Genomic DNA, 22,283 nt, shown 5'->3' on the forward strand with positions numbered 1-22,283 from the left:
AAATAGTCTCAATTTATTGTTTTGCGTTTTCCTGATATGCGACACCAGTTTTCTTCGCGCTTTTCGACGTCTAATATATCAAAAAATTCAGAATAAACACCTGAAACATCAGCTACTTGCTCTTCAATTACACCAGCAAGTGCGAACTCACCATCAGATTTAAGTAATTTTGCAAACTCTGGCGCAAGTGCCATTAATGGTCCCGCTAAAATATTTGCCACCAAAACGTCTGCTTGTTGAGGTTTGAATTCTTGATCAAACTCTTCAGGAAGGCCAACATATAGGCGATCTAATACCCCATTAAGTTCAGCATTTTGTTTTGTTGCTAAAACTGCTTGTGGATCGATATCTGTCGCAAATACTTTTTTAGCGCCTAATAATAAAGCTGCAACACCTAAAATGCCTGAACCACAGCCATAATCAATGACGATCTTATCTTTTACATCGGTTTTACCTAACCATTGTAAGCATAAGAATGTACTTGCATGGTTGCCTGTACCAAAAGCAAGGCCTGGATCAAGTTTAATATTGGTAGCATCTGCTTCTGGTGGTTCTAACCATTCTGGCACGATCCAGAATTTTTCCCCAATTTGAATCGGTTCATAATAATCCATCCATGCGCGTTCCCACACTTGGTCTTCAAGTTCTTCATGACGCATAGGTACATTTGGAAGCTGAGCTTTTAAGAAAGCTTCTAAAGTGTCAACATCAATTGGGTCTTGTTCGTCTTGTTGATAGATACCTGTAACAATGACTTTATTCCATAAAGGTGTTTCACCTGGTAATGGTTCAAGTAGAGCCTGATCTTCGGCATCATCCAGAGTTACGCTTACCGCACCTAGAGACATTAATAGTGTTTCTGTGAATTCAACTTGTTCTTGATCAACGGTAATGTGTATTTGTAACCACTTCACGAAAAGGACCTAAAATTTTATTTAAAGGCATATTGTAGCTGACTAGGAGGCTTTAAAAAAGAAAACGGCCCATCTTTAATGGACCGCTTTTGAAAATGATGATCTGGTATAGAAGAAAACAAAGTGATTTCTTTATACCTTAAGTCAAAACTATATTAAGGAGCAGGGGCTTTAAATTGTAATTTGCCATTTTCATTTGGTTGGCAAGTACCATTAAAGGTTACCCCATTATGGCTGTAAGACACCCATTCGCCCTGACGTTTTTTAGCACAAGCTCTCAGTTCTTTTTGCGTTACTGATGTACCTGACTCTGTAGCATGCTTAGTTGTTTTAGCAGTATGAGTCGATTTAGCCGTATGATTAGTCGCAGCGTGGGTCAACGTTACGCCTGAAAAGCAAAGGAGAGATGCGGTTAAGATTTTTAACATGGTACTTTTCATTTTGTGTTCCTTCTAGTTGCGTTAGTTTTAAAGTCATAGAAGTGCTGTACAATTTTTATTCTAAAATGAAATATTTGAAAAAACATTCACTTTGTATTGAATTCATGCAACAAAATGTCAAAACATGTGGTGTAGCGTAAATCATGTGATGACAATTTTGTAATTATGTACATCAATAAGCAGATAATTTTGCTATAATGTTCCGTCTTTTTTTTCTGGTGTTTTTGTACTCATGCACTATCCTAAAGTTTATGATGTTATCGTTATCGGTGGCGGTCACGCAGGTACGGAAGCGGCACTTGCTGCGGCGCGTATGGGACGACAGACTTTGCTTTTGACCCATAACATTGAGACTTTGGGTCAGATGAGCTGTAACCCAGCAATTGGTGGTATTGGTAAATCACACTTAGTTCGTGAAATTGATGCACTTGGCGGCGCAATGGCTTTGGCTGCCGATAAAGGTGGTATTCAATTCCGTATTTTAAACTCGCGTAAGGGTGCGGCAGTACGTGCAACGCGTGCTCAGGCTGACCGTGTTCGCTATAAAGCTGCGATTCGTGAGACTTTGGAAAACCAAGCAAATCTTGATATTTTCCAACAAGCGGCCGATGACCTGATTGTTGAAGGTGATACTGTTAAGGGTGTTGTTACCCAAATGGGTATTCGCTTTGACGCAAAAACTGTTGTGTTGACTACAGGTACATTCTTGGGTGGTGTTATTCACGTTGGTTTAGAAAAATCAAGTGGTGGTCGTGCAGGAGATCCTCCTTCTATTGCTCTTGCTCAACGTCTGCGTGAATTAAAACTACCAGTAGGTCGTTTAAAAACAGGTACTCCACCGCGTATTGATGCCCGTTCAGTTGATTTCTCTGTCATGACACCACAACCAGGTGACTTCCCGTCTCCAGTAATGTCATTCATGGGTGACGCTTCTATGCACCCTGAGCAAGTAAACTGTTATATTACTCATACAAATGAAAAAACCCACGACATTATTCGTGGCGGTTTAGACCGTTCACCAATGTATACAGGTGTCATTGAAGGTGTAGGTCCACGTTACTGTCCTTCAATTGAAGACAAGATTCATCGTTTCTCTGATAAAGACTCACATCAGGTATTTTTAGAGCCAGAAGGCCTAGATACACATGAGCTTTATCCAAATGGTATTTCAACTTCATTACCATTTGATGTTCAGTTTGAGCTTGTACGTTCAATTCGTGGTATGGAAAATGCCCATATCTTACGTCCGGGTTATGCAATCGAATATGACTATTTCAATCCACAAGCATTGAAATTTACCCTAGAAACCAAAGCAATTAACGGTTTGTATTTTGCTGGGCAAATTAACGGTACTACCGGTTATGAAGAAGCGGGTGCCCAAGGTTTGCTTGCAGGTTTAAATGCTGCGCGTCGTGCATGGGAACAAGAAGAATGGACACCTAAACGTGACCAAGCTTATATGGGCGTATTGGTTGATGACTTGATTACTTTGGGCACAAAAGAACCATACCGTATGTTTACTTCACGTGCGGAATATCGTTTGATGTTACGTGAAGATAATGCCGATCAACGTTTAACAACTATTGGCCGTGAGCTTGGTTTGGTTGATGATGTTCGTTGGGCTGCTTATTGCGAAAAAATGGAAGCAGTTGAGCGTGAAACATCGCGTCTACAGCATTTGTGGGCAGCGCCTAACAACCCAATGGGTAAAAAGTTTGTCGAAATGACTGGTGCTGACTTGAGTAAAGAATGTAGTGCGATTGATTTACTCAAACGTCCTAATATTAATTTTGCTCAAATTGCAGAGCTTACGGGTTCAGAAGTCTCAGAACAAGTTGGTGAGCAAATCGAAATTGCTGTTAAATACGAAGGTTATATCAACCGTCAGCATGAAGATGTAGCTCAATTAAAGCGTCTTGAAGAAACTAAAATTCCTGCCGATTTTGATTATGATGTCGTTTCTGGTTTATCTCGTGAAATTACTCAGAAGTTAAAAACTGTTCGTCCGGAAACATTAGCTCAAGCGAGCCGTATTCCTGGTGTTACTCCAGCTGCTGTTCAGCTAGTAATGATCACGATTCGTAAAAATAACATGATGAAAAAAACAGCTTAATCATTTAAGTATATAAAAAAGCCCAGTTAAGACTGGGCTTTTTTATTTTCTGATCAAAAAATATATTAAAACTTCCTAAGGAAGAAAATAGATTTCACTTCCTTTTTTTCTTATTTCACATGTTTAAAAGCGAAGGTTATATTGAATTCACGTTCAAACAAGAGGGCTTTAAACATGACAATGAAATCAATTCGCTACAATGGATATGATTTGGCATGCCAATGCTCATGTTCAATATAGCGCAAAAGAAGAAGCAGATCAGTTTTGGTGGGGGAGAACATATTGATCTGAAAATAAATAAAAGTATAAATGCCAATATAAAATTAAGAAAATTACAATTCAAAATCTAAAGAGAACCATATGGTTCTCTTTTTTATATCTACTGATTATTTGCTCTCAGTTTCGATTTCTCGTACTGCATTGTGTACTTGAACTGGTTCAATATGTAGCAACTTTTTACCGAAACTTCGTAACCACCAGACGAGTTGAGATGTAAAAGGAACAGTCGCCGTAACTTCGACAATGTTTTCTTCAATTGGAGTAATAGTCTGGTCTTTACTTAACTGACTTTCATAAAAAGTTTTGGCAGTTTGTTCGGTCATGGTTAAGGTGAGTTGAATAGACTCCGTAGGCTGGTTGTAATCTACTCTAAAGCCTAAAGCACCCGAGTCAATATAATGGTCAATATCAAAATTAACGGGATGGAGCGCACGACTTTCTAAAACCTTAGCGGATTTGAAGCGGTGTAGAGCAAAGGTTTGCACTTCAGTTTTGTCGTGTCGGGTGCAAATTAAGTAAATAACAGCACCTTTTTGGACCAGCGCGAGTGGATTTAAAATATAAGTTTTATCTTCACCTTGATTTACGCGTGCCTGATAAACACATTCAATTTGTTTGTCTTGTAATAAACCTTCATAAATTGCCTGTTGAGCAGCACGGTCGACTACAGGTGGAATGAGTGGTTGGCTTGCTGGCACAATCCGCACACGATTAATCCATTGCCTTACATTATTTTGTGTAGAAAGACTGCGTTTTGCTAAATCAAACCAAGGTCCCATCTCATCAAGTAGGCTTGGTGGGAGCAAATGTTTAAGATGTTCTTCAACCATCATAAAGGTTACTGCTTGAGAGCTTGTCATATGTGGTAAGCTTTGAATTGGTGCATCTGATTGCCAACGCCAGCCTTGAGGCACAGCTTTGTTACTTTCAATTGGAAAACGCTGAGCAATTTGATTTAAATCACGCTGAATTGTCCTTAAACTGATTTCAATACCTTCACGCTCAAGCATTTCTTGCAATTCTCGAGTCCCGATCCATTTACCGGTAGGAAGGCGAGATAGAATCTGCCACTGGCGATATAAACTATTTGAAGTTTCTTTTTCTATTACAGACATAAGCGTAATACATCTATATCCAATTACTTTGGTGTCAACACAATAAAAAAACTTTACACATTTAGCAAGTTTGTCAGATTCGGTTTATGGCTACTTTTACAATCAATGCTAAAATTTAGAAGAAAGTTATAACAATGAAAGCCAATAAGCATTATAGATATATAAGTGGCACTGAAATTGCTTATTTAAAAATGAAATATAGATAAATGATAAGACGAGGTTGCTATGTCAGAACAAGAGAAAGACCTACAAGCCGATATTGATTATTTTTTACAAGAGCAGGCGACCAACGCATTACTTAACCAAACTTCGTTTATAGAAAATCTTTCGGTACAGACGAACTTATTTGAACAGCTAAAATCGCAGTTTTTTAACGAAATGCTAGATGATGTGACATCTAACGGTGCCGCTTCTAAAAAAATTGAGCAATGGTTGAGCATTCGCACTTTAGATGAGCTTAAACAGTTAAATACGGAGGCCAAACAACATTTTCTCTATCACGGTATTACATTTAATGTTTACGGTGATAAAGAGGGCGCAGAGCGAACAATTCCTTTTGACTTAATTCCAAGAGTAATCGAAAAAAAACAATGGGAGAAAATAGCCGCTGGCTGTGCACAGCGAGTGAAAGCTTTAAATTACTTTTTAGATGATATTTATCATGGGCAGCATATTTTAAAGGAACAGTTAATTCCAGAAAGTCAGATTATTTGTCATGAAGCTTTTCAGCCGCTTATGCTCAAGCATACGCTCAAAGGTAAAATTTATTCTCAAATTAGTGGGATAGACATTATTCGTGACGGTGAAGGTGAGTTTTTTGTACTGGAAGATAATTTAAGAACGCCTTCTGGTGTATCGTATATGATTGAAAGTAGAAATATTAGCCAACAACTTATGCCAGAGCTTTGTGCTGCTAATAATTTACAAGGAATTGAACACTACCCAAACTTATTAAAAGAAATACTTCAAGAAAATTCAGATATTGATCGACCTTTCATTGTGGTTTTGACCCCAGGGCGTTTTAACAGTGCTTTTTATGAACATGCCTTTTTAGCACGTGAAATGGATGTGCCACTGGTCACTAACCGAGATTTATTCGTAGAAAATGATCAAGTATTTGTAAAAACAATTCGAGGACGTCAAAAAGTTGATGTGATTTATCGCCGTTTAGATGATGATTTTTTAGATCCGCTTGCGTTTAGACCTGATAGTGCTTTAGGTGTAGCGGGCCTAATGTCTGCTTATTTACAGAAAAATGTAGTGATTGCTAACGCACCCGGTACTGGAGTAGCTGACGATAAGTCGATTTATCCATATGTTGACCAGATGATTCAATATTATTTGGGAGAAACACCAATTCTGAAAAATGTACCCACTTATCAGTGTCGTGAAAAAGAACATTTAGACTATGTGCTAGCTCATCTAGATCAATTAGTGATTAAGGAAGCTCAAGGATCTGGTGGGTATGGCATGTTAATTGGTCCTAAGGCGAGCTCATGTGAAATTGATGAATTTAGACGAAAACTGATTGCTACACCGCATGAGTATATTGCACAGCCAACTTTAGCTTTATCTGTTGCACCGACTTTAACCACATCAGGAGTGGCTGAGCGCCACATCGACCTACGCCCGTTTGTATTGAGCTCTCCATATCGCACAGAAATTGTGCCCGGAGGCTTAACCCGAGTAGCCATGCAGGCAGGATCTTTAGTCGTAAACTCCTCACAAGGGGGAGGTATTAAAGATACATGGGTCGTTGAAACGCTACATTCCTAATGGCTGGTTAAAGAGGACATTTATGGTTTTACTCAATTCGAGTGCGCACCACATTTATTGGTTGGGCCGTTATTTAATGCGGATTAAATTTGCTGTATCACACTTGCCATTTACAGATGATGAAAAAGCAACTCAATTTGCAGCAGCATTTGGGCTGGTCATTGATCAAGCAGAATTACTGAATTGCTATATGTTAGATACGAAACAAACATATTCGTTACTGAACCAATTCGTTATTGCTAAAGATAATATTCAGGAATTAAGAGGAATATTATCTTCGAGCGCTTATGCGGAATTGAATCATACGATTAAGTCTATTCAAGCTCATCCTAATTCATTAAGACAGGCTCTAACTAAATGTAAGCAAATACTTGATGCTGAACATGAAGATATAGCGTTATTCTTACATTTAGGACAAAAGATAGAACAATTCGATATACAACTACGTTTTCAGCAAGATCTTACAGGTCTTTTACAGGAGCTAGATAAATTACTTCAACGGTTGAATGATTTAGAGTGGAATAGACTTAATCAATCGTGGCAATTATTAAAAGATCATCCGACTTGGGATGCTTATTATAATTTTACTCAGCAGCTGGAATATATGTTCGAGGCATGATTATGAAATTGATGGTTAATCATCAAACGCATTATAACTATACTGAAACTGCGAAAAACAGCATTCAGTATATTAAAATGATGCCTCAAACATCGCTGCATCAACATGTTGTAAATTGGGCAATCAGTGTTCCTGGTGATAAAACACTGAAAAGAGATATTTTTAATAATGTCTGGTTAACTGCTACTCAGCGTTATGAATATCAACATCTCACTTTCATGGCGCAGGGTATTGTAGAGCTTCTAAATACAGAAATAGGTGGGGTAGATGTACCTATACCAACCAATCTATTTCTTCAAAGTACAGAAGTGACTAAATATGATTCTGAAATGTTGGATTTTGCCCAGAAAATTGTAACTGTTAAAGATCGACAGCATATTGCCTTGCTTAGCGAAAATATTTTGCAAAAGATGCCATATCAACCAGATAGTACATCTGTTCATACCACTGCTACACAAGCTTTTCACACAGCTCAAGGGGTATGTCAAGATCATGCACATGTTTTAATCGCTATGTGTCATGCGTTACAATTACCAGCACGTTATGTCTCTGGTTATCTATTTGATCAAAACTATCCGCACCTAGCCAGTCACGCTTGGGCGGAGGTATTTTTAGATAATCAGTGGTATTGTTTTGATGTAAGCAATCAATTGTTTACGCCAAAGCATCATATTTATCTGGCAGTTGGTCGGGACTATCTTGATGTTGCCCCAATTCGGGGGGTGCGAGAGCAAGGTGGTATTGAAAATATGATGTCTGTGGTTCAAGTGCTGGCTTGTTGAATGTAAAGAGAACGAAATGACCTATTGTTGTGCGCTGAGATTAGAACAGGGTTTGGTGTTTATAAGTGACACTCGAACTAATGCCGGGGTCGATCATATTTCTGTGTTTCGTAAATTGCATACTTTTGGTGTGACGGGAGAGCGGTTTATTGCACTGCAAACAGCAGGTAATTTGGCAACGACACAAGCGGTTATTGGACATTTGCAAAATGCGCTTACTTTGCAGCAAGAGCCTAATTTATACAGTATCAATACCATGTTTGAAGTGGCCGATTTAGTCGGTAAAACTTTAAAAAATGTTTTAGAAGATATTAGCTCAGATACTCAAGAACAAATGAATTATGCTTGTAGTATTTTGGTGGGTGGGCAAATTAAAGGCGGCGATATGCAGCTTTATAATGTTTATCCGCAAGGCAATTTTATTTGTGCTACAACGGATACACCTTACTTTCAAATTGGTGAAAGTAAATATGGTAAGCCTATTTTAGATCGTGCTTTATATTATGCGATGCCGTTGGATGATGCACTGCGTTGTAGTTTAATCTCGTTTGACTCAACACTGCGTTCTAATGTTTCGGTAGGTTTGCCATTAGATGCGCTGGTCTATAGCAAAGATAGTTTTGTGATCCCTATGGGTAAACGAATTAGTGAAGACGATCCGTATTTTTCACAAATTAGTCGTCAATGGTCGGATACTTTGCGCCGTGGTTTACAAGAAATGCCAAAACCTACAGATGATTACTGGCGTTAAAAGTGATTTCAAATAAAAAAAATCCAAGCTTGCTTGGATTTTTTTTATTTATTCAATTATTAAGAGCTTTGACGGACTGGACGAGTACTTAAGCGGCAAAGTAGTTCATAACCAATTGTGCCGTTTGCTTCAGCGACATCATCAACCAAACGTTGATTGCCCCAAAGTTCAACTTGGGTACCAAGCTTTACTTGAGTATTTGTGACATCAATTGCAATCATGTCCATACTTACACGACCGACCACTGGACAAAGTTTGCCATCAATAGCAACAAAGTTTTGCTTTACATAAGCTCGTGGATAACCATCCCCATAACCAATAGAAACTATTGCGATTTCCATAGCCTGTTGAGCGCAAAAAGTAGAACCATAACCAACGTGTTCACCAGCTTGAATGTGGTTTAACGCGATAACTTCTGCTGTGAAAGTCATGACTGGTTTTAAATCAAGCTCATGTACTGTTTTATCTGCAAAAGGTGAAGCACCGTAGAGCATAATACCCGGCCGTACATAGTCAAAATTCAGTTCTGGCCATTTAAAAATAGCAGCTGAATTACAGCAAGATGCTAAAACTGGATCACAAGCTTGTTTAACATGCAAAAATTGCTGTTTTTGCTGCTCGTTTAATGGGTGGTCTACATCTGCGTTTGCAAAATGCATCGCGAGTACACATGTGAAACCTTCAGATTTTAAAGTTTTAATCACTTCAATAATTTCAGGATTTTTAAAACCTAAGCGGTTCATACCGCTATTTAGTTTAACCCAAACTTTTAAGCCTTGAGCGATATAGGTTTGTTTGTGTTTAATTAACCACTCAAACTGTTGTTGATGGTGAATTACACATTCAAATTTTTCTTCAATTGCGATAGGCATTTCATCTTCAGAAAATACTCCCTCAATTAAAGTCACGGGTTGCGTGAATCCGAGTTGTCGGATTTCTAAACCTTCTTGTAGACAGGCGACACCAAAGGCATCTGAGGCATTTAAGGCTGCTAAACAGTCTTTGACTCCATGTCCGTAAGCATTAGCTTTTACCATACTTACAATTTTTGAATTTGCTGCGAGTTGTTTGACACGGTTTAAATTATATTGAAGCGCTTGGCGATCAATATAAACTGTTGCTTGACGCACCCTCATTTACTCCTTTGGGCTAGAGATAGAGCTTATTCTTCATCATCATATTGGCTGTAATACTCAGGAGAGAGATTACTAAATCGGGTATATTGGCCTTCAAAGGCAAGACGAACAGTACCAATTGGACCATTACGCTGTTTACCGATGATAATTTCTGCGGTGCCTGCTTCTTTAGATTCTTTGTTATAGACTTCGTCACGGTAAATGAACATGATTAAGTCGGCATCCTGTTCAATCGCACCCGATTCACGTAAGTCAGACATTACTGGGCGCTTGTTTGGTCGGTTTTCCAGACTTCGGTTAAGCTGAGATAGTGCAATCACAGGGCAGTTCATTTCTTTAGCTAAAGCTTTTAAGCTACGTGAAATTTCCGAGATCTCGCCAACACGGTTGTCACCCATACCCGGAACTTTCATGAGCTGTAAATAGTCGACCATGATACAGCCGATTTTACCATCATGCATTTTGGCAACGCGGCGAGCACGGGCGCGGAGTTCGGTTGGAGGTAAGGCTGATGAGTCATCAATATACAAATGCATTTGCTGAAGTTGCAGGATGGTACCTGTAACTTTAGTCCATTCATCAGCATCTAAGTTACCTGAACGTAAATGTCCTTGGTGAACTTTACCCATTGCCGAAATTAGACGCATTGCAATCGAGTCTGCTGGCATCTCCATAGAAAATACCAGAGCAGGGAGTTGGTTGTATTGTAAAACACTTTCAACCAAGTTCATTGCAAAGGTAGTTTTACCCATAGATGGACGTGCAGCGACAATAATTAAATCTCCAGGTTGCATACCGGAAGTTTTATTATCAAGTTCTAAGAAGCCAGTCGTTAAACCGGTAATATTTCCATCGAGTTTTGAAAGCTCATCAAGTTTGCTAATAACGTCAGCAGTTACAGAGCTAATTGCTTTAGGGCCAGAATCTTTCTTATTGTTATTATGCTGTTCTGCTAAAGAGAAAATACTGGTTTCAGCCAAATCTAAAATTTCACTAACACCTCGACCTTTTGTGTCATAAGCATTCTGTAAAATTTCCGTACTGACTTTAATCATGCTACGTAAGGTGGAAAATTCTTTAATTTTGGTTGCATAAGTTTCAAGATTATAGAAACTCGATGGTGAGTCAGCCATAAGCTGCATCAAATATTCTTCGCCACCGATTGCACTCAGTAAATTTTGTTTTAAAAGCCAGTCATTCACTAAGACCGCATCGTACGGTGAATTTTCCTGTGCTAGTTTTTCAATCGCGCGATAAATATATTTATGACGAGTGGCATAAAAATCATTTTCTTTGAGTAGATCACTGACTTGCTCAAAAGATTCAGCAACCGTCATCAGCGCAGCAAGCACAGCTTGCTCGATGGCTAAATTGTGTGGGGGAGTGCGAAACTCTTTAAGTTGGCCTGATTCACTCGTCTTATTTTCTGTTGGAGATGAAAGCGTTAAAGAAGTGGCATTCGCCTGAGACATAATTAGACCTGATGATAAAATGTGTGCACAAAAAGGGTTTTAAGCCGAGAACTATCTTAAAACAAAAATAAATAAACTACCTAATTAAAAAACCAATTAAACTGAAGAACTGATCAGGAATTAATATATCTAATTTTATTGCATAAATTTAAGAGATAAAAAAAGAGCATGCGTGAGCATGCTCTTTTTTTGATGAGAAATTACTCAGATACGATAGTAACGAGAACTTCTGCAACAACATCATGATGCAATTGGATTGCGATGTTGAATTCACCAGTGTGACGAAGCGCACCGTTTGGTAAACGAACTTCTGCACGGTCAACTGTAAGACCAGCATTCGTTAACGCGTCAGCGATGTCACGAGTACCGATAGAACCGAAGAGTTTACCTTCGTCACCAGCTTTAGCAGTGATAACGATGTTAACTTCGTTCAATTGTTCAGCACGTGCTTGAGCAGCAGCTAAAACTTCAGCTTCTTGCTTCTCAAGTTCAGCACGACGAGCTTCGAAAGCAGCAGTGTTAGCTTCAGTAGCTGCAACTGCTTTACCTTGAGGGATAAGGAAGTTACGGCCGTAACCAGCTTTAACTGATACTTTATCGCCTAATTTACCAAGGTTCTTAATGCGTTGTAATAAGATAACGTCCACAGATCACCTCACTTATGGTTGTCAGTGTACGGAATCAAAGACAAATAGCGAGCTTGTTTGATAGCAAGTGCTAATTGACGTTGATAACGAGCTTTAGTACCAGTGATACGGCTAGGAACAATCTTGCCGTTTTCAGTGATGTACTGTTTTAAAGTGTCGATATCTTTGTAGTCGATGTACGCAACATTCTCAGCTGTAAAGCGGCAGAACTTGCGACGACGGTAAAAACGTGCCATTGATGTTCTCCTTATTCAGCTTCTTGAGCAACTTGCTGTGCTTCTTCACGTTGAGCTTTACGCGCACGCTTTTCTTCAGCACTCTTAGCAAGCAATGACTCTTCAGTGATTGCGTGTTCACGACGGATGATAAGGTTACGAATGATCGCGTCGTTATAACGGAATAATTCTTCTAACTCATCAAGCGTAGTTTGACCACATTCAACATTCATAAGAATGTAGTGCGCTTTGTGAATTTTGTTAATTGGGTAAGCCAATTGACGACGGCCCCAATCTTCTAAACGGTGAATTTGACCATCAGCTTCTTTGATCTGAGAGATATAGCGTTCAACCATACCTACAACTTGATCGCTTTGGTCTGGATGTACCAAAAGTACGATTTCGTAATGACGCATTGTCAGCTCCTTACGGTTTAAACAGCCCCTAAAAAATTAGAAGCAAGGAGTCATAGCTAAAATAATAGTAGCTACGTCGCAAAAAATGCGAAGGCTGAATTATAGGTAAAAATTAGACTAAAAACAAATCTTTTGATAAGAAATATAAAAAGTTGTTTTTGAGGAGGAAATCCTCCCTTAATTAAAAGAGAGGAAGATTTGGAGCAGGGGATTGATAGGTAAAGCTAAAGCTCAAACTTAACAGGGTAATTAATATGACCGAGTAGAGGAAAAAACGTTTAGCCCATAGTTGGTCGTTTTCGGCTTTGAATCCAATAATCGATAAATAGAACCAGTATGCAGTCAAAGCATTAAAGGTAATTAAAAAGAATACATTGGTATAACCAAAACAATATAACCCATTCAAAACAGCTGCAAATAACAGGATATATATTACACATTCAATTTTCGTACGATAAATAGAACGTGCTACAGGCAAGATTGGAATTCCCGCATTTTTGTAATCATCAAAACGATAAATTGCAATTGCCCAAGAGTGGGGCATTTGCCATAAACCGTATGCTAAAAACAAAAGCAAGGCTGCCACATCAAATTGATGAGTTACTGCTGTATAACCAATAACAGGAGGACTCGCTCCGGAGATACTACCAATAACGGTTTGATGGATTGAGGTACGTTTGGTCCACAAGCTATAAAAACCGACATAGACAACAAAACCAATTACTGCAAACAAAAATGCGTAGCCATTTACACCAAACCACAAAATGCCAAAACCAATTAATCCAAGTACGAATGCATATATAAGTGCAACAGTAGGAGAGATGGTTTTTTTAACAAGGGCGCGGTTTTGAGTGCGCTGCATCTTTGTATCAATATCTTGATCAATAACATTATTGACGACACAACCTGAAGCAACAACTAACGTTGTTCCAATAAGAGTGAGCAATAATAATAAGATGTCTATAGAGCCTTGGGCGGCTAAGAAGAAGCCGCCCAAGGTGGTAATGAAATTACCGAAGAGAATTCCTGGTTTAGTCAGGAATAAATACTTTCTCAACATGACAATCAGTTTAGATCATCATATTGTAGTGAAGGTAATTCATAATCCACACAGAACCGATTAAAAGTACAGCGATACATAGGATTGTGTAGATAAATGCAATCATATTCCAACGTTGTTCAGATGATGTATTCATGTGTAAGAAGTACACAAGCTGTACAAGAACCTGAGCAACGGCAGTAATTGCAATCACTGTAACTAAAAGACCGCGGCTAAAACCACCTGCCATCACCATCCCGAATGGGATGATGGTAAGAATAACAGATAGAATAAAACCTACAGTGTATTGCTTAAAGTTACCGTGTGACGCACCAGCAGCATTATGCTCATGACTACTCATTAGAGAACTCCCAGTAAGTAAACGACGCTGAATACACAGATCCAAACGATGTCAAGGAAGTGCCAGAACAAGCTTAAACAAGCAAGACGACGTGTATTCGGTAAAGTCAAACCTTTAGTTTTGATTTGATACATCAATACTAACATCCACACTAAACCAGAAGTTACGTGGATACCGTGCGTACCAACCAAAGTAAAGAACGATGACAAGAATGCACTGTGAGTTGGACCATGACCTTCCTCTACAAGGTGATGGAATTCATAGAGCTCCATACCGATGAAGGTTGCACCAAAAAGGAATGTAATAAATAACCAAGTGATCACTTGATTTACATTCTTTTTATAAGATGCAAGTACAGCAAAACCGAATGTTACCGATGAAATCAATAAGGCAAATGTTTCAGTTAACACATAGCCTAATGAGTTATGGAACAGGTCATATGCACTTGGAGTCCCTGCTGGAACATGACTGCTTAATACAGCGAACGCAATGAAGAGTGATCCGAAAAGAATCAAGTCACTCATCAAGTATGTCCAGAAACCAAAGACCGTTAAATCTGTATCATCATGTTCATGATGACCATCGTGGCCATGGTTGTCGTGATGAAGTACTTCAGCCATTTCCTTAGTCCTTCTTCAAGTGTTTTTCAAGTAAAGCATAGCGTTCGTTTTCAATACGCTCAACTTCAGCAGCTGGAACATAGTAATCAACATTCTTAGTGAATGAGCTTACGATCAAGCTAATAACAGCTGAAGCGAATGAAACAACAACGAGCCACCAAATATGCCAGATGAGTGCAAAGCCAAGAAGAGTAATGAACATTGCAATGACAAAACCAGCAGCACGATCAGTCGGCATGTGGATGTCTTCATATTTAGTATTACGTGCGTATGCTACACCATTTTCTTTGTCAGTCCAGAAACGGTCAACACCGCTTGCATCTGGTTCATGCGCAAAGTTATAGAATGGAGCAGGGGAAGAAGTTGCCCACTCAAGCGTACGAGCATCCCATGGATCGCCTGTAAGGTCCATGTTGTCTTTGCGTTGTAAGAAACCAACGATGATTTGCATTAAGAAACATGCAATACCAATAGCAACAAGAACAGCACCAAATAATGCAATTGCAAGGTATGGGTCCCATTCAGGGTTGTCATATGTATTCAAACGACGAGTCATACCCATGAAACCAAGGATATAAAGTGGCATGAATGCAAAATAGAAACCAAAGAACCAGAACCAGAACGCAGCTTTACCCCATGCTTCATTGAGCTTCCAACCAAACATTTTCGGCCAGTAGTAAATGATGCCGGCAAACATACCAAACACCACACCACCGATAATTACGTTATGGAAGTGAGCGATCAAGAATAATGAGTTGTGTACTAAGAAGTCCGCAGGTGGAACAGCCATAAGTACACCAGTTAAACCACCGATACCGAATGTTACAAGGAAGCCAAGCGTCCATAACATTGGAGTAGTAAAGGTGATGCGACCTTTATACATGGTGAATAACCAAGAGAAGATTTTCACACCAGTAGGAATCGCAATAACCATGGTCATGATACCGAAGAACGCGTTAACGTTCGCACCAGCACCCATGGTGAAGAAGTGGTGAAGCCATACAACGAACGCAAGAACAGTAATCGCGATAGTTGCATACACCATAGATTTGTAACCGAACAACGCTTTACGAGAGAAGGTTGCAACGATTTCTGAGTATAGACCAAATGCTGGTAATACCAAGATATATACTTCAGGGTGACCCCATGTCCAGATCAAGTTCACATAAAGCATTGGGCTACCGCCAAGCTCATTTGTGAAGAAATGGAAGCCGAAGTAACGGTCGAGAGTAAGCATTGCAAGTGTACCTGTTAATACAGGGAATGATGCAATGATTAATACAGCCGTACAAAGTGAAGTCCACGTGAAAATAGGCATGTCCATTAATTTCATGCCAGGTGCGCGCATTTTAATGATGGTAACGAAGAAGTTAACACCAGATAAAAGTGTACCTAGACCAGAAACCTGAAGTGCCCAGATATAGTAGTCAACACCTACACCAGGAGAATATTGAATGCCAGATAGAGGAGGGTAAGCCATCCAACCAGTCGCAGCAAATTCACCTAATACAAGTGAAAGCATCATTAAACCAGCAGCACCAGCGAATAACCAGAAGCTTAAAGAGTTTAATAATGGGAAAGCAACGTCACGAGCACCAATCTGTAAAGGTACAGAGATGTTCATCATACCTACAACGAGACCCATTGCTACGAAGAAGATCATGATTACACCGTGTGCGGTGAAGATCTGGTCGTAGTGGTCAGGATGTAAATAACCTTCGCCGCCGCCTTTAGCGAGGAAAAGTTGTAAACGCATCATGATCGCATCGGCGAAACCACGCAAAAGCATGACAACAGATACGATGATATACATGATACCAATTTTCTTATGGTCTACTGTAATAAACCACTCATTCCACAAATATCCCCATTTTTTGAAATAGGTGATACCGCCAAGCACTGCAATTGCACCAATTGCCATAAGGACCATGGTGACAAGTACGATTGGCTCTGTCGGGATAGAGTCCCAACCCAGTTTACCAAAAATCATATCCATGTCTTATTCCCCTTGAGCAGCGTGTTCAGCTGCAGCATGAGTGTCAGCTGTTGCATGTTCAGCAGAGTGGTCAACACCATGATAGTTACTCATATAATGGTTGATAACTGTTTCAAACAGTTTTGGTTCAACTGAAGAGTAATAAGTCACAGGGTGCGGCTTAGTCGGGAACGGTTTCATCGCTTCTGCTTTAGCAAGCGCTTCTTGGTCACCAGCAGCTTTAGCACGATTTACTAAATGCTCGATTTGGTGCTTAGAACGATCGCCATCACGTAAGGTTGCCAATTCAGCTTGGTCAAGCGTAGCTTTTTGAATTGCTTCTGGATTAATGGTTGAACCATTACCTGCTTTAACAGCTGCTACCCATTCGTTGAATTGTTGCTCTGTAACGCTATGCGCTTTGAAACGCATTTGAGAGAAACCATAGCCTGAGTAGTTAGAAGAGAAACCACGATATACACCAGTTTCATTTGCTAACAAATGAAGGTGAGTTTGCATACCTGCCATTGCGTAAATCTGACCGCCTAACTGTGGAATGAAGAATGAGTTCATTGTGAAGTTAGAAGTGATTTTGAAGCTTAACGGAGTTTTTTCTGGGAAACGTACTTCGTTAACAGTCGCAATGTTTTGTTCAGGATAAATAAAAATCCACTTGAACTGTTCAGCAATAACCTGAATAGTTAAAGGTGCTTTATCTGATTCTAAAGGACGGTATGGGTCATACTTGTGGGAACCCCACCAAGTTAACCAAGCTAAAATACCAATAATAATGACAGGGATACCCCATACTACAACTTCAATTGCAGTTGAGTGTGCCCATGTAGGTTTATAGTCTGCATCTTTATTTGACGCACGATATTTCCAACCAAACCATAATGCCATGATGATTGAAGGAATCACCACAAGTAACATTAAATAGATCGCAGTCATCATAAGGTCACTTTGACCTTGACCAACTGGACCTTTAGAGTTTAGAAGTACCATATCACCACCACACCCAGTCAAAAGTGCGGCAAGCGTTGATAAAGACAATACAGCTAAAATCGTTTGTCTCATTTTACAACCTCGGTGAAGAGTCCCATTCCCTAATTAAATATGGGATAGCGATTAAAGTGTCGCATGATTGAGAATGCTAGTCTTAAAAAATTAGACTTCTCAATGATGCGACACCGCTACGTTGTAGGGCATTATGCCTCATATCGACAAACTAAGCTACACATAAAGCAGCTTGAAATAATTGTTTTAAAACCCGATTTTTTTTGTAGGGTATCGAATCGCGATAGAGCTTTTATTTAAATATCAACTCTCTATAGAAAAAAAGGAGGCGGGGTGCCTCCTTTTTTTTAGACATTAAATGAATGAGTCATTCACTATCATTTGATCACTTTTGTTCTTGCAATTTTGTCATGTAGAGCTTGACGCTTTTGACCTAATGCAAAAGCATAGTCAATAATTGTACTAATTGGCATAAACAGTAAGTTTAATATAATGAAAACGATACTTCTGAGTAAGAAGATACGCGTTAAATTAACTTTGCCATTCGTTTCAGCATCGACAATCTTAATTCCGACAATTTTTTTGCCAATGCTTTGTCCAAATTTGGTCAACAAAAATGCTTGAATAGCGAGCATTATTACTACATATAGTAACATTGTATGCCACGCTTCAATTGGAATAAGTGTAAAAAACTGCTGTTGAAGTTCAGCTGCTTTAGTTGATGCAACTTCTGCAGACTGCATTTGTTTTTGTAGCTCAAAAAGTTGTTTATATTGAGCTTCGTTAAAGAAAAAAGATGGAATGGCTGCAATAGGTAACCAAAGTAATAAATCAATAATTTTTGCAAGCGCACGAGATGAAATTGAAGCAAGCTCATGTGGTTTAGCTTCAACACGAATTTGCTGAATTGTCTCGTTATAAGGCGTATTTGTATTTGCTGAAAAAGCAGAATAACCCGTAGGTTGATATACAAGTTTACCTTGGGTTAATTCTCCTAAAGCTTTCCATTCTGTCATGCCTTCATGCCAAGCTAAATCAGTGAGTAAAACTTGTTGGCTTGCCAACATTTGATTTAGTTGTTCTAAGGTATAAGGCCCAGCTTGTTGATTATTACGTGCCAAGTAAATTTGCATAAGTAAAAATTCTCTATTCTAAAGATGAAAAAAGACCCACGGATGGGTCTTTTTCTATAACAAATTAGATTTGCTTGATTTTTTCTTCAGCAAGGAAGAACCATGTATCTAAAACTGAGTCAGGGTTCAGAGATACTGATTCAATACCTTGTTCCATTAACCATTTCGCAAGGTCAGGGTGGTCAGATGGTCCTTGACCACAGATACCCACATATTTACCAGCTTTACGACAAGCATGAATTGCCATAGAAAGAAGAGCTTTTACGGCTGCATCACGTTCGTCAAACAAGTGAGAAACAATACCTGAGTCACGGTCAAGACCAAGTGTTAATTGAGTTAAGTCGTTAGAACCGATAGAGAAGCCATCGAAGTGTTCAAGGAATTGTTCAGCTAACAATGCGTTAGTTGGTAATTCACACATCATGATAACTTTTAAGCCATTCTCACCACGTTTCAAGCCATTTTGAGCAAGTAATTCAATTACGCGTTTTGCTTCAGATACGGTACGTACGAAAGGAATCATGATTTGGATGTTAGTGAGACCCATTTCATCACGAACTTTCTTAAGTGCACGACATTCAAGTTCGAAGCAGTCACGGAAGTTGTCCGAAACATAACGGCTTGCACCACGGAAACCAAGCATTGGGTTTTCTTCTTCTGGCTCGTATAACTTACCGCCAATAAGGTTTGCATATTCGTTTGACTTAAAGTCAGACATACGAACAATGACTGGTTTGTCAGCAAAAGCGGCTGCAAGTGTTGCAATACCTTCAACTAGTTTTTCAACATAGAATTCTACAGGTGATGCATAGCCAGCTGTACGTGTCATTACAGCAGCACGAGTTTCACGAGGTAAGCTTTCAATGTTAAGAAGAGCTTTAGGGTGAACACCGATCATGCGGTTAATAATGAACTCTAAACGAGCAAGACCAATACCTTCGTTTGGAATTTGAGCAAAGTCAAAAGCACGGTCAGGGTTACCTACGTTCATCATAATTTTGAATGAAAGTTTCGGCATAGACTCAACAGAGTTACGTTGAACTTCAAAGTCTAACGCACCTTCGTAGATGAAACCGGTATCACCTTCAGCACAAGAAACAGTAACTTCTTGACCATCAGTCAATACTTCTGTTGCGTTACCACAACCTACAATTGCCGGTACACCAAGTTCACGTGCAATAATTGCAGCGTGACAAGTACGGCCACCACGGTTAGTAATAATAGCAGCAGCGCGTTTCATTACTGGTTCCCAATCTGGGTCAGTCATGTCTGATACAAGCACATCACCATCTTGTACTTTGTCCATTTCTTTAATTGAGTTAACAATACGGACTTTACCAGAACCGATACGTTGACCAATTGAACGACCTTCACAAAGTACTGTACCTTTTTGCTTGAGAAGGTAACGTTCCATTGTGCCAACATTTTGACGGCTTTTTACAGTTTCTGGACGAGCTTGAACAATATAGATTTGACCATCGTCACCATCTTTTGCCCACTCGATATCCATTGGGGCGCCATAGTGCTGCTCAATAATAAGCGCTTGTTTAGCTAACTCTTGTAATTCGTGGTCATTTAATGCGAACTGTTGACGTTCTTGTTTTTCAACGTCGACAACAACAACAGATTTACCTGCTGAACCTTCTTCACCATAAATCATTTTCTGGTGTTTAGAGCCTAAGTTACGGCGTAATACCGCATGTTTGCCCGCATTTAATAATGGTTTAGATAGGTAGAATTCGTCAGGGTTAACTGCACCTTGTACAACCATTTCACCTAAACCGTAAGATGCAGTAATAAATACGACATCACGGAAACCAGACTCGGTATCAAGGGTAAACATTACACCCGCAGCGCCAGTTTCAGAGCGCACCATACGCTGAACACCTGCAGACAATGCGACAACATCATGATCGAAGCCTTGGTGTACACGATAAGAAATAGCACGGTCATTATATAAAGAAGCAAATACTTCTTTGATGGCGATAAGAACGTTATCAATACCGCGAATATTCAAGAAAGTTTCTTGTTGACCCGCGAAAGATGCATCTGGTAAATCTTCAGCAGTTGCAGATGAACGAACGGCAACCGCGATATCAGGGTTGCCGTTAGAAAGTTCTGTAAAAGCGGCGCGAATTTCTTGTTCTAAGGTTGCAGTGAGTGGAGTCTCTACAATCCATTGACGAATTTTAGCGCCTGTTTCTGCAAGTGCATTTACGTCATCAACGTTAAGCTGTGCAAGTTCTGCTTGAATTCGAGCGTTAAGACCGCTTTGGTCTAAGAACTCACGATAGGCCTGAGCAGTAGTTGCAAAACCACCAGGTACCGATACACCAGCATTTGATAAATGGCTGATCATTTCACCCAAAGATGAGTTTTTCCCACCTACGAGTTCGACATCGTGTTTCCCTAATTTTTCTAGACCGATTACGCGCGCTTCCAAAGTTTTCACTCCACTTTTGCAGTATTAATGTCTATCTTGGCATGAAATTATAAAAATAAAGTGCTTAGTTGAGAATTATACTAAGCGACAGTCATGTAAGATCAGTTTACTATAAAGATTATATAGCACTAAGACAAATGTTTAAGGAGAATTTTAATGTCAGAAAGTAAACAGTTTAGACGGAGCGTTTTTTTTATTTCTGATGGAACTGCAATTACTGCCGAGACTCTTGGACATTCGTTATTAGCCCAATTTCCTAATGTGGATTTTGATATTCACATCATGCCTTATATCACAACTGAAGAAGCGGCAATGGCGGTTGTGGTTGAGATTAATAAATGCCAAACCCGAGATGGATGCCTACCATTAGTATTTGATACTTTAGTTGATCCGCATGTGCGAGAAATTATTAATACGGCTAAAGCGGTTAATTTGGATGTGTTTGAAGGATTAATTAGTAAGCTAGAGCAGGAACTTGGCACACCACCAACGACACTGGTTGGGCAAACACATGCGGTAACCGATTCAGAATATTATAAGGCTCGTATTGATGCCGTTCATTTCGCGCTTGATAACGATGATGGTGCACGCACCCGCCACTATGACAAAGCTGATTTAATTTTAATTGGCGTGTCTCGTTCTGGAAAAACACCAACTTCTATTTATCTGTCTTTGCAGTTCGGTATTCGTGTTGCTAACTATCCTTTGACCGAAGAAGATTTAGATGATAACCGTCTACCAGCGGTATTAAGAGAACACCGTAGCAAGCTTTTTGGTTTGATGATTGATGCGGAACGTTTAGTTGCTATTCGAAGCGAGCGTAAAGCAAATAGTCGATATGCGAGTTTTAGTCAGTGTCAAATGGAATTAAGAGCAATTGAAGGTATTTATATTTCAGAAGGTATTAAATATTTAAATGTCACTGAAATGTCAATTGAAGAAATCTCTACTCGTATTTTACAAATGACTGGTTTAAAACGTCGTATCGGTTAATTAAATCAATTATTTATTTTAACCATT

General features: G+C 39.4%; 21 protein-coding genes. 6 read left to right on the forward strand and 15 right to left on the reverse strand.

What is annotated here, in order from left to right; all coding sequences use genetic code 11:
• Positions 1-8 precede the first annotated feature (8 nt).
• Both prmA and ACH8JV_RS02110 read right to left on the reverse strand, forming a co-directional pair.
• Positions 9-914 carry a 50S ribosomal protein L11 methyltransferase gene (gene prmA, locus ACH8JV_RS02105; RefSeq protein ID WP_343568217.1) on the reverse strand — a complete coding sequence of 302 codons (906 nt, stop codon included), beginning with the start codon at positions 912-914 and terminating at the stop codon, positions 9-11.
• 155 nt (positions 915-1,069) lie between these two features.
• The gene (locus ACH8JV_RS02110) at positions 1,070-1,354 is read right to left on the reverse strand and encodes a hypothetical protein (protein WP_396519465.1); all 285 of its coding nucleotides are present in this window, start codon (positions 1,352-1,354) and stop codon (positions 1,070-1,072) included.
• A 232-nt stretch (positions 1,355-1,586) separates the two neighbouring features.
• On the opposite strand from ACH8JV_RS02110, the gene mnmG reads away from it, so the two are divergent.
• A complete protein-coding gene (gene mnmG, locus ACH8JV_RS02115) occupies positions 1,587-3,467 on the forward strand; it encodes a tRNA uridine-5-carboxymethylaminomethyl(34) synthesis enzyme MnmG (RefSeq protein ID WP_200027568.1) in 1,881 nt (626 codons plus the stop codon).
• 386 nt (positions 3,468-3,853) lie between these two features.
• On the opposite strand, the gene ACH8JV_RS02120 is transcribed toward mnmG, so the two are convergent.
• Positions 3,854-4,861: a YafY family protein gene (locus ACH8JV_RS02120; protein ID WP_200027567.1), complete on the reverse strand. Its 1,008-nt coding sequence runs from the start codon at positions 4,859-4,861 to the stop codon at positions 3,854-3,856.
• A gap of 225 nt (positions 4,862-5,086) precedes the next feature.
• Between ACH8JV_RS02120 and ACH8JV_RS02125 the strand changes: the two genes are divergently transcribed.
• Genes ACH8JV_RS02125 through ACH8JV_RS02140 form a run of 4 tightly spaced genes read left to right on the forward strand, consistent with a single transcriptional unit; the run spans position 5,087 to position 8,789 of the window.
• The gene (locus tag ACH8JV_RS02125) at positions 5,087-6,637 is read left to right on the forward strand and encodes a circularly permuted type 2 ATP-grasp protein (RefSeq protein WP_396519467.1); all 1,551 of its coding nucleotides are present in this window, start codon (positions 5,087-5,089) and stop codon (positions 6,635-6,637) included.
• Between the two features lie 22 nt (positions 6,638-6,659).
• Positions 6,660-7,256 (forward strand): alpha-E domain-containing protein, encoded by a 597-nt coding sequence (locus tag ACH8JV_RS02130; protein WP_396519469.1) that lies wholly within the window; start codon positions 6,660-6,662, stop codon positions 7,254-7,256.
• A gap of 2 nt (positions 7,257-7,258) precedes the next feature.
• Positions 7,259-8,038, forward strand: coding sequence for a transglutaminase domain-containing protein (locus tag ACH8JV_RS02135; protein ID WP_396519471.1), 780 nt, complete (start codon positions 7,259-7,261; stop codon positions 8,036-8,038).
• Between the two features lie 16 nt (positions 8,039-8,054).
• Positions 8,055-8,789, forward strand: coding sequence for a proteasome-type protease (locus ACH8JV_RS02140; RefSeq protein ID WP_263614053.1), 735 nt, complete (start codon positions 8,055-8,057; stop codon positions 8,787-8,789).
• Between the two features lie 59 nt (positions 8,790-8,848).
• Here ACH8JV_RS02140 and alr read toward each other — a convergent pair whose 3' ends face one another.
• The 12 genes from alr to ppsA all read right to left on the reverse strand — a co-directional run bounded on the left by alr (position 8,849) and on the right by ppsA (position 21,272).
• A complete protein-coding gene (gene alr / locus ACH8JV_RS02145) occupies positions 8,849-9,919 on the reverse strand; it encodes an alanine racemase (RefSeq protein WP_396519473.1) in 1,071 nt (356 codons plus the stop codon).
• 32 nt (positions 9,920-9,951) lie between these two features.
• Entirely contained in the window at positions 9,952-11,397 is a 1,446-nt protein-coding gene (gene dnaB / locus ACH8JV_RS02150; RefSeq protein ID WP_263614051.1) for a replicative DNA helicase, read from the reverse strand.
• 200 nt (positions 11,398-11,597) lie between these two features.
• Positions 11,598-12,044, reverse strand: a complete 447-nt coding sequence (gene rplI, locus ACH8JV_RS02155) for a 50S ribosomal protein L9 (RefSeq protein WP_000382591.1) — start codon at positions 12,042-12,044, stop codon at positions 11,598-11,600.
• Between the two features lie 8 nt (positions 12,045-12,052).
• Positions 12,053-12,280 (reverse strand): 30S ribosomal protein S18, encoded by a 228-nt coding sequence (rpsR, locus tag ACH8JV_RS02160; protein ID WP_000090661.1) that lies wholly within the window; start codon positions 12,278-12,280, stop codon positions 12,053-12,055.
• Positions 12,281-12,291: 11 nt separating this feature from the next.
• Positions 12,292-12,675, reverse strand: a complete 384-nt coding sequence (rpsF, locus tag ACH8JV_RS02165; RefSeq protein ID WP_002049107.1) for a 30S ribosomal protein S6 — start codon at positions 12,673-12,675, stop codon at positions 12,292-12,294.
• 181 nt (positions 12,676-12,856) lie between these two features.
• On the reverse strand, positions 12,857-13,735 hold the full coding sequence (gene cyoE / locus ACH8JV_RS02170; protein WP_151761964.1) for a heme o synthase: 879 nt from the start codon (positions 13,733-13,735) through the stop codon (positions 12,857-12,859).
• A gap of 10 nt (positions 13,736-13,745) precedes the next feature.
• Positions 13,746-14,075, reverse strand: coding sequence for a cytochrome o ubiquinol oxidase subunit IV (locus ACH8JV_RS02175; protein WP_000094534.1), 330 nt, complete (start codon positions 14,073-14,075; stop codon positions 13,746-13,748).
• Positions 14,075-14,695 carry a cytochrome o ubiquinol oxidase subunit III gene (gene cyoC, locus ACH8JV_RS02180; RefSeq protein WP_002049203.1) on the reverse strand — a complete coding sequence of 207 codons (621 nt, stop codon included), beginning with the start codon at positions 14,693-14,695 and terminating at the stop codon, positions 14,075-14,077. Before cyoC ends, ACH8JV_RS02175 begins: the two co-directional genes overlap by 1 nt.
• 4 nt (positions 14,696-14,699) lie before the next feature.
• A complete protein-coding gene (gene cyoB / locus ACH8JV_RS02185) occupies positions 14,700-16,691 on the reverse strand; it encodes a cytochrome o ubiquinol oxidase subunit I (protein ID WP_039251505.1) in 1,992 nt (663 codons plus the stop codon).
• 3 nt (positions 16,692-16,694) lie between these two features.
• Positions 16,695-17,747 carry a ubiquinol oxidase subunit II gene (gene cyoA / locus ACH8JV_RS02190; RefSeq protein WP_311087361.1) on the reverse strand — a complete coding sequence of 351 codons (1,053 nt, stop codon included), beginning with the start codon at positions 17,745-17,747 and terminating at the stop codon, positions 16,695-16,697.
• 317 nt (positions 17,748-18,064) lie between these two features.
• Positions 18,065-18,820, reverse strand: a complete 756-nt coding sequence (locus ACH8JV_RS02195; RefSeq protein WP_396519475.1) for an RDD family protein — start codon at positions 18,818-18,820, stop codon at positions 18,065-18,067.
• Between the two features lie 64 nt (positions 18,821-18,884).
• The gene (gene ppsA / locus ACH8JV_RS02200; RefSeq protein ID WP_263614048.1) at positions 18,885-21,272 is read right to left on the reverse strand and encodes a phosphoenolpyruvate synthase; all 2,388 of its coding nucleotides are present in this window, start codon (positions 21,270-21,272) and stop codon (positions 18,885-18,887) included.
• A 147-nt stretch (positions 21,273-21,419) separates the two neighbouring features.
• On the opposite strand from ppsA, the gene ACH8JV_RS02205 reads away from it, so the two are divergent.
• Positions 21,420-22,256, forward strand: coding sequence for a pyruvate, water dikinase regulatory protein (locus ACH8JV_RS02205; RefSeq protein ID WP_263614047.1), 837 nt, complete (start codon positions 21,420-21,422; stop codon positions 22,254-22,256).
• Positions 22,257-22,283 lie beyond the last annotated feature (27 nt).

The sequence above is a fragment of the Acinetobacter sp. ABJ_C5_2 genome (assembly GCF_044538485.1).
GTDB lineage: Bacteria > Pseudomonadota > Gammaproteobacteria > Pseudomonadales > Moraxellaceae > Acinetobacter > Acinetobacter nosocomialis_A.

Bases quoted from the DNA above. Each gene is read 5' to 3' on its own strand.
- ACH8JV_RS02130 (WP_396519469.1), top strand. From the start codon at position 6,660: ATGGTTTTACTCAATTCGAGTGCGCACCACATTTATTGGTTGGGCCGT.
- ACH8JV_RS02205 (WP_263614047.1), top strand. From the start codon at position 21,420: ATGTCAGAAAGTAAACAGTTTAGACGGAGCGTTTTTTTTATTTCTGAT.
- cyoE (WP_151761964.1), bottom strand. From the start codon at position 13,735: ATGTTGAGAAAGTATTTATTCCTGACTAAACCAGGAATTCTCTTCGGT.
- ACH8JV_RS02110 (WP_396519465.1), bottom strand. From the start codon at position 1,354: ATGAAAAGTACCATGTTAAAAATCTTAACCGCATCTCTCCTTTGCTTT.
- ACH8JV_RS02140 (WP_263614053.1), top strand. From the start codon at position 8,055: ATGACCTATTGTTGTGCGCTGAGATTAGAACAGGGTTTGGTGTTTATA.
- dnaB (WP_263614051.1), bottom strand. From the start codon at position 11,397: ATGTCTCAGGCGAATGCCACTTCTTTAACGCTTTCATCTCCAACAGAA.
- ACH8JV_RS02175 (WP_000094534.1), bottom strand. From the start codon at position 14,075: ATGAGTAGTCATGAGCATAATGCTGCTGGTGCGTCACACGGTAACTTT.
- rpsR (WP_000090661.1), bottom strand. From the start codon at position 12,280: ATGGCACGTTTTTACCGTCGTCGCAAGTTCTGCCGCTTTACAGCTGAG.
- ACH8JV_RS02125 (WP_396519467.1), top strand. From the start codon at position 5,087: ATGTCAGAACAAGAGAAAGACCTACAAGCCGATATTGATTATTTTTTA.
- mnmG (WP_200027568.1), top strand. From the start codon at position 1,587: ATGCACTATCCTAAAGTTTATGATGTTATCGTTATCGGTGGCGGTCAC.
- cyoC (WP_002049203.1), bottom strand. From the start codon at position 14,695: ATGGCTGAAGTACTTCATCACGACAACCATGGCCACGATGGTCATCAT.
- cyoB (WP_039251505.1), bottom strand. From the start codon at position 16,691: ATGGATATGATTTTTGGTAAACTGGGTTGGGACTCTATCCCGACAGAG.
- ACH8JV_RS02135 (WP_396519471.1), top strand. From the start codon at position 7,259: ATGAAATTGATGGTTAATCATCAAACGCATTATAACTATACTGAAACT.
- ACH8JV_RS02120 (WP_200027567.1), bottom strand. From the start codon at position 4,861: ATGTCTGTAATAGAAAAAGAAACTTCAAATAGTTTATATCGCCAGTGG.
- rpsF (WP_002049107.1), bottom strand. From the start codon at position 12,675: ATGCGTCATTACGAAATCGTACTTTTGGTACATCCAGACCAAAGCGAT.
- cyoA (WP_311087361.1), bottom strand. From the start codon at position 17,747: ATGAGACAAACGATTTTAGCTGTATTGTCTTTATCAACGCTTGCCGCA.
- ACH8JV_RS02195 (WP_396519475.1), bottom strand. From the start codon at position 18,820: ATGCAAATTTACTTGGCACGTAATAATCAACAAGCTGGGCCTTATACC.